Origin of the sequence: Streptomyces tateyamensis (genome assembly GCF_003205575.1) — a bacterium.
GTDB lineage: Bacteria > Actinomycetota > Actinomycetes > Streptomycetales > Streptomycetaceae > Kitasatospora > Kitasatospora tateyamensis.
Map to the genome: position 1 here is coordinate 1 of NZ_PYBW01000179.1, position 6,141 is coordinate 6,141.

A 6,141-nucleotide genomic window follows, 5' to 3' on the forward strand; every position below is an offset into this window, starting at 1 on the left:
TCTATCCCTGTAGTACTAGGTCGGTGGCCACCAACCTACCGGCAGCCGCTGGGGAGGTGGGCCGATGGCGTCGAGGAGCACAGGCACAGGCCTGGAACGGGAAGGCCGGCCTCTCGGTGTGGACCTTCGACGCCTTCGCCAGGATCGAGGAGCGGACTGTCAGTTGTAGAGATCGGCCTCCGCGATCGACCACCAACTGGTGGAGGACCCGGTCTGGACGACCTTGACGTAGCGGGCCGTCGTCGCCGGAAAGGTCACCGTCACCGCAGCGCCGGTACCGGTGCCGGTGGCCACGGGGCTGCCGAAGTTCGTGCCATCGGTGGAGGTGAACACCTGGTAGCCGCGGGCGTAGTCGCCCGAGCTGCCCGCCGAGTCCATGGTGAGTTTGGAGAAGGTCTTCGTCGAGCCCAGGTCCAGGGTGAACGACTCACCGCCGACCATCGGTGTACCGGTGCTCCAGCGGGTACTGGTGCTGCCGTCGAGCATGTTCGCCGGCACGTCGCCGCCGCCGGTGGCCGACGCGGTCGCGGTCCATCCCGTCCGGGGCAGGACCGCACCGGTGCCGCCGGCGGAACCGTCGGTGAAGACGTTCAGCTCCGCGATCGACCACCAGCTGCTGGAGGAGCCCGTCTGGACGACCTTGACGTAGCGGGCCGTCGTCGCCGGAAAGGTCACCGTCACCGCAGCGCCGGTACCGGTGCCGGTGGCCACGGCGCTACCGAAGTTCGTGCCGTCGGTGGAGGTGAACACCTGGTAGCCACGGGCGTAGTCGCCCGAGCTGCCCGCCGAGTCCATCACCACCCGGTCGAAGCTCTTGGCGGCGCCCATGTCGAGGGTGAACGACTCGCCGCCGACCATCGGTGTACCGGTGCTCCAGCGGGTACCGGTGTTGCCGTCGAGCATGTTCGCCGGCACGTCGCCGCCGCCGGTGGCCGACGCGGACACCGTCCAGCCGGTGCGCGGCAGCGCCGTCTGCGTACCGCCGCCCGTGCCGGCGCCGACCGTGGTCGTGCCGGTGAGCCGGATGTCCCGCGAGGACGAGCCGACGTAGACGGTGTTGCTGCCGGACGCGTTGGTCCAGCCGTTGTTCCAGTACTGGAAGCTGCGAGCGTCCAGGGTGATCGCCACGTGCTGGGTCTGGCCCGGGCTGAGCGTGAGCCGGGTGAAACCCCGCAGGTTCTTGGGCGGTTCACCGGTCGAGCCGGGCTGGCCGACGTACACCTGCGGCACCTCGGCCCCCGCCCGAGAGCCGCTGTTCGTGACGTCGAAGCCGACCGCCACGTTGCCGTTCGCGTCCGGCTGTCCGACCGTCAGGTTCGCGTAGGCGAAGGTGGTGTACGACAACCCGAAGCCGAACGGGAACATCGGCGTGATGTTCTGGCTGTCGTACCAGCGGTAGCCGACCTTGAGCCCCTCGGAGTACTGCACCTGCCCGTTCTGGCCGGGCCACTGGGCGGCCGAGGAGGTCGGCCCCTGCGAGAGGGCGGTGGGAAAGGTCACCGGGAGCTTGCCGCTGAAGTTCGTGTCGCCGAAGAGCAGCGAGGCGATCGCGTTGCCGTCCTCCTGCCCCGGGTACCACGCCTCGACCGCTGCCTTGACCGCGTTGATCCACGGCATGGTCACGGCCGAGCCGCTGTTGACGACGACGACCGTGTTGGGGTTGGCCGCGGCCACGTCGGCGACCAGCGTGTTCTGCGCGGCCGAGAGGTCGATGCCGGTCAGGTCGCCACCCTCGGACTCGAAGTTCGAGACGAACACGACGGCCAGCTTGGCCGCCCGTGCGGCCGCGACCGCCTGGTCGTGCGGGGACTGGCCGGGGATGGTCCACCCGAGAGTCGCGTTGCTGGCGCCGGCTGCGTTGTAGTAGTCGACCTCGATGCTGACCGGCTGCCCGGCGGTCAGCGACACGCTGCCGGTGCGGGTCGTACTGCCCTGGTTGTACCAGTTGTTGATGATCTGCTGGCCGTTGACGTAGACCCTCGACCCGTCGTCGCTGGTCAGCGACAGCTGGTAGGTGCCGGTGGCCGGCGGCTGCAGCGTGCCGGTCCATTTGGCCGACCAGTTGGTGGCGTTGACTCCCGGGGCCGGCGAGGCACCGCCCCACACGTTGTCGACGGTGGACTCGTTGCGCGTGACCACGGGGGTGCCGGACAGGCTGGTGTTGTTGTAGTAGGACGCGGTGAGGCCGGCACCGCTGCCCGCGCTCGGGGTCAGGTACGCGCTGTCCACGGGCGGGAGCGCTCCGTCGGCGCTCACGCCGCCCTGCGCGTAGGTCACGTTCACCCCGGTGCCGGCCCGGTTCTTGATGCCCTGGTACGGCGTGACCAGGTAGGGGGCGTTGGTCGCCGCGCTGCCGCCGCCCTGGGTCGCCGCGTTGGTTCCGGCATCGTTGCCGATGACGGCGATCGAGTCGGTGGCGGTGCCGACCGGCAGGACCGGGCCGGCGTTCTTCAGGAGCACCGACCCTTCCTGCGCGACGAGTTTCGCGGCGGCGCTGTGGGCAGCGCTGGTCACGACCGCGCTCGGGGAGCCGGACTGGGTGCGGTCGAAGAGCCCCGCCTTGAACATCGAGGTCAGGATGCGGCGGACGTGGTCGTCGATCGTCGTTTGGGACACCTGGCCGTTGTCGACCGCGGTGGTCAGGGCCGAGCCGTAGTAGTCACTGCCGGGCATCTCCATGTCGAGGCCGTTGTTCGCCGACGCGACGGTGGAGTGGGTGGCGCCCCAGTCGGAGGTGATGAACCCGGTAAAGCCCATGTCGCCCTTGAGGACGGTGTTCTGCAGCTGTCCGTTCTCGCAGGCGAAGGCGCCGTTGACAGCCGAATACGAGCACATGGCCGAGTCGGCGCCGCCCTGCTTCACCGAGGTCTCGAACGCCGGCAGGTAGATCTCCCGCTCGGTGCGGTCGGAGACGACCGCGTTGTCGGCGATGTTGTTCCGGTTGGTCTCCTGGTTGTAGACCGCGTAGTGCTTCACCTGGGCCATCGGGCCCTGGCTCTGGATGCCCTGGATGTCGGCGGCGCCCATCTGCCCGGCGAGGTAGGGATCCTCGCCGAAGGACTCGAACGCCCTGCCCCACCGCGGATCGCGCACGATGTTGATGGTCGGGGCCAGCACCACGTTCGTCCCCTTGCCCCACTGCTCGGAGCCCAGCACCTGGCCGTACTGGTTCATCAGCGCGGTGTCCCAGCTCGCCGCACCCGCTACCGGCGCCGGCAGCTGCGTGACGTCGGTGAAGCCGTCCCCCGCGCCGGCCGGACCGTCCTGCAGGCGCAGCGCCGGGATCCCGAGCCGGGCGTTGGCGTCGATACAGCCGACGTAGCCGCAGCTCTGGCCACCGTGCATGAGGGCCAGCTTTTCGGCCTGGGTCATGACTGCCAGCAACTCGTTGGCGCGGTCCAGCGGCAACTGGGCGGTGTTCATCCACGGTTGGTCGGCGGCAGCGGCCGGCCTGCTGACGGCGGCCAAGCCGCTCGACAGGACCAGGGCCACCACTGTCAGCACGACCTGGAGGGCGCGGCGGTCGCGCGGACGGCGTCGGTACGAGCGGAACCGTTTCGCGGGGTGGGGTCGTGCGTCCATACGTTGGCGCTCCGTTTCTGCTGGTTGCGGCGGACCGCGCGGTCACCGGCTCACCGTGGGTCCGGGCCGGACCGCCGAGTTGGCCGCGCGGGTTCGGATGGGGCGACCGGTCGAGTTCGGGCACCGATGCGTCGTCGAGAAACCGCTTGCCGCCCGGTCTGCGAGGGCGACGACGGCGACCTGCGGCGATGATCAGCCGCAGGTCGACCGGCGCGGATCACAACTCCCGGGTGAGGTTCAGCCCGGGTCTGGTGGGAGGGTTCGGGTGACCGGTGAGGTGGACGTCAAGCTCGGTGTCAGCTGCCGAAGGCCTGGAACTCCCAGAGGGAGTAGCCGTACTGGGTGGCCCGGGCGGTGCCGTACAGGCGGAGGTAGCGGCCCGTGCCGGTGACGTTGAGGGTCTGGGTGCCGCCGGTTCCGGTGGTGGTGGAGTAGATGGAGGTCCAGTTGGTCGCGTCGTTGGAGGTCTGGATCTGGAAACCGGTGGCATAGGCGGTCTCCCAGTTGAGCGTGACCTTGCAGATGGACTGCACGCTGCCCAGGTCCACCTGGAGCCACTGCGGGTCACTGGCCGCGCTGGACCAACGCGTACCGGAGTTGCCGTCCACCGCCGCCGTGGCGGGGGTGCCGACGTTCTCGGTGGACGAGGCGGTGACGGGCTTGTTCAGGGCCAGGTTCGTCGTCCCGCAACCGCCACCGGCGGGGTTGACCGTCCAGGTGAAGGCGGTGGTCCCGGAGGCTCCGGTCGAGTCCGTGGCGGTGACGGTCACGTTCGAGGTGCCGGCCGCCGTCGGCGTCCCCGAGATCAGCCCGGTGGCGGCGTTGATCGACAGGCCTGCCGGCAGTCCGGCGGCGCTGTAGGCCAGGGTCTGTCCGGACGCCGAATCGCTCGCGTGCAGTTGCAGGGAGGCTGCCGTCTGGACGGTGCCGCTCTGGTTGCCCGGGTTGGTGACTGTCACCGTGTTGCTGCCGGCGCTCCCGGCCGGCAGGGTCCACAGTTGGGTGGCCGCCGCGGTGCAGGTCTCGATGTCCAGTCGGGCGGACGTGTTCCCGCCCGGAACCCCCAGGCACAGACCGGAGTTGGTGTTGACGAGTTCGCCGTTGGCCTGGCGGGTCCAGCCCTGGGCGGCAGTGCCGTTGCAGGGGTACCAGTCCACGTCGGTGCCGCTGGTGGTGCCGGCGCTGACCGCGTCCAGGCAGCCGCCCTGTGCGCGCAACGTGCCGTCCGTGTAGGGCGACCACTGCTGGCCCGCGCTGCCGTCGCAGTTGCCGACGCCGATCGGGTTGCTCGGGGTGTTGAGCGCTGCCTGGTTGTTCAGGCACACCCCGCCGACACCGGTGACCTGGCCGGTCGCGGTGGGAGTAGCGGTCGGGGTGGAGTTACCGCCCTGCTCGTAGACGGCTACGTAGGCCACGCTCATCGAGGCGCCGGAGGTGGTGGCCGCGGTCGGGGTCGCCGAACCCTGCACCCCGTCCGGGTAGTTGCCCCCCATGGCCAGGTCGAAGATCATGAAGAAGCCGTGGTCGATGGCCTGCTGCCAAGCGGCCGTGCCCACCGAGGCTTCGGTGACCGTGCTCTCGACGGTGCCGTCCATCACGAACTGGAGGCTCTCCGCACTGGTGTTGGTGCGGTCCACAATCACCGAGTAGGTGTGATAGCCGGTTTGGCAGCCGGAGCCCGCGGCGGGGCAGGCGATCAGCCCGTGCCCGCTGCTGCCGGCGTTGTCGTGGAGCGTCTGCGAGGCCTGGTTGAGGCCGTTCACGTCCTCCATCATGTCGAGCTCGCCCGCGCCGGGCCAGCCGCCGCCGGTTCGCATCGGTGAGCCGAGGGCCCAGAAGGCGGGCCAGTACCCCAGGCCGTTGGCCGGGTTCGGCTGCTGGATGGAGGCGGTCATCTCCATCTTCCCGCCGGCCGGGGCGGCGAAGTCGCCGCGAGTGCTCTCGATCCGGGCGGAGGTCCAGGTGCCCCCGTTGTTGATCGCCTTGAGCACCAGGTGACCGTTGCCGTCCTGGTAGACGTTGTTGGTCGAGTTGGTGGTCTGCTCGCGTTCACCGGTTCCGTAGCCCGTGCCGATGTCGTAGAGCCAGTTGGCGGCAGCCGGCGCGGAGCCGGCCGGACCCCCGAAACTGTCACTGAACACCGTGGTCCAACCCGCCGGCGGGGGCGGGGCCGTGTCCGCGTGAGCCGTTGCGGCGGTGCCGAGCGTGGCGGCGAACGAGCCGGTCAGGCTCGCCGCGAGCAGGAGGATCGAGGTCGCAGCGGCGCGGCCGCGCCGTGGCGCCCGACGCGTGGCGCTGCGGCGGGTGGGGATGGAGAACATGTTGCCGTACCTTTCAGCACAGATCGAAGTAGACGGGAGAGGCCTGAGCAGGGCTCAGAGAGCGCTCTCTTGTGGGGGATGTCGATGGCGGCGTTCCGGCCCTGTCGCAACGGTCTTGCGCCGGACGCACAGCCAGCGGGTGGCGCCGGCCAGGGCGTTGGTGTCGAGTCGGCGAGAGCCTCTGGCCCTCCCCTGGTGATGGGGAGTGTCCAGTTCGACCTGCCGCTCGATCAGGTGC

3 protein-coding genes are annotated in these 6,141 nt (G+C 69.9%); all 3 read right to left on the reverse strand.

Going from position 1 to position 6,141, the window contains the following annotated elements; translation table 11 throughout:
* Positions 1–159: 159 nt before the first annotated feature.
* Entirely contained in the window at positions 160–3,582 is a 3,423-nt protein-coding gene (locus tag C7C46_RS31465; protein WP_146259291.1) for a beta-glucosidase, read from the reverse strand.
* A 296-nt stretch (positions 3,583–3,878) separates the two neighbouring features.
* On the reverse strand, positions 3,879–5,903 hold the full coding sequence (locus C7C46_RS37485; RefSeq protein ID WP_110673335.1) for a discoidin domain-containing protein: 2,025 nt from the start codon (positions 5,901–5,903) through the stop codon (positions 3,879–3,881).
* Between the two features lie 54 nt (positions 5,904–5,957).
* On the reverse strand, positions 5,958–6,141 hold a 184-nt coding region (locus C7C46_RS36050; protein ID WP_220040730.1), incomplete at its 5' end, for a hypothetical protein.

Coding starts and splice junctions, on each gene's coding strand:
- C7C46_RS31465 (WP_146259291.1), bottom strand. CDS start 3,582: ATGGACGCACGACCCCACCCCGCGAAACGGTTCCGCTCGTACCGACGC.
- C7C46_RS37485 (WP_110673335.1), bottom strand. CDS start 5,903: ATGTTCTCCATCCCCACCCGCCGCAGCGCCACGCGTCGGGCGCCACGG.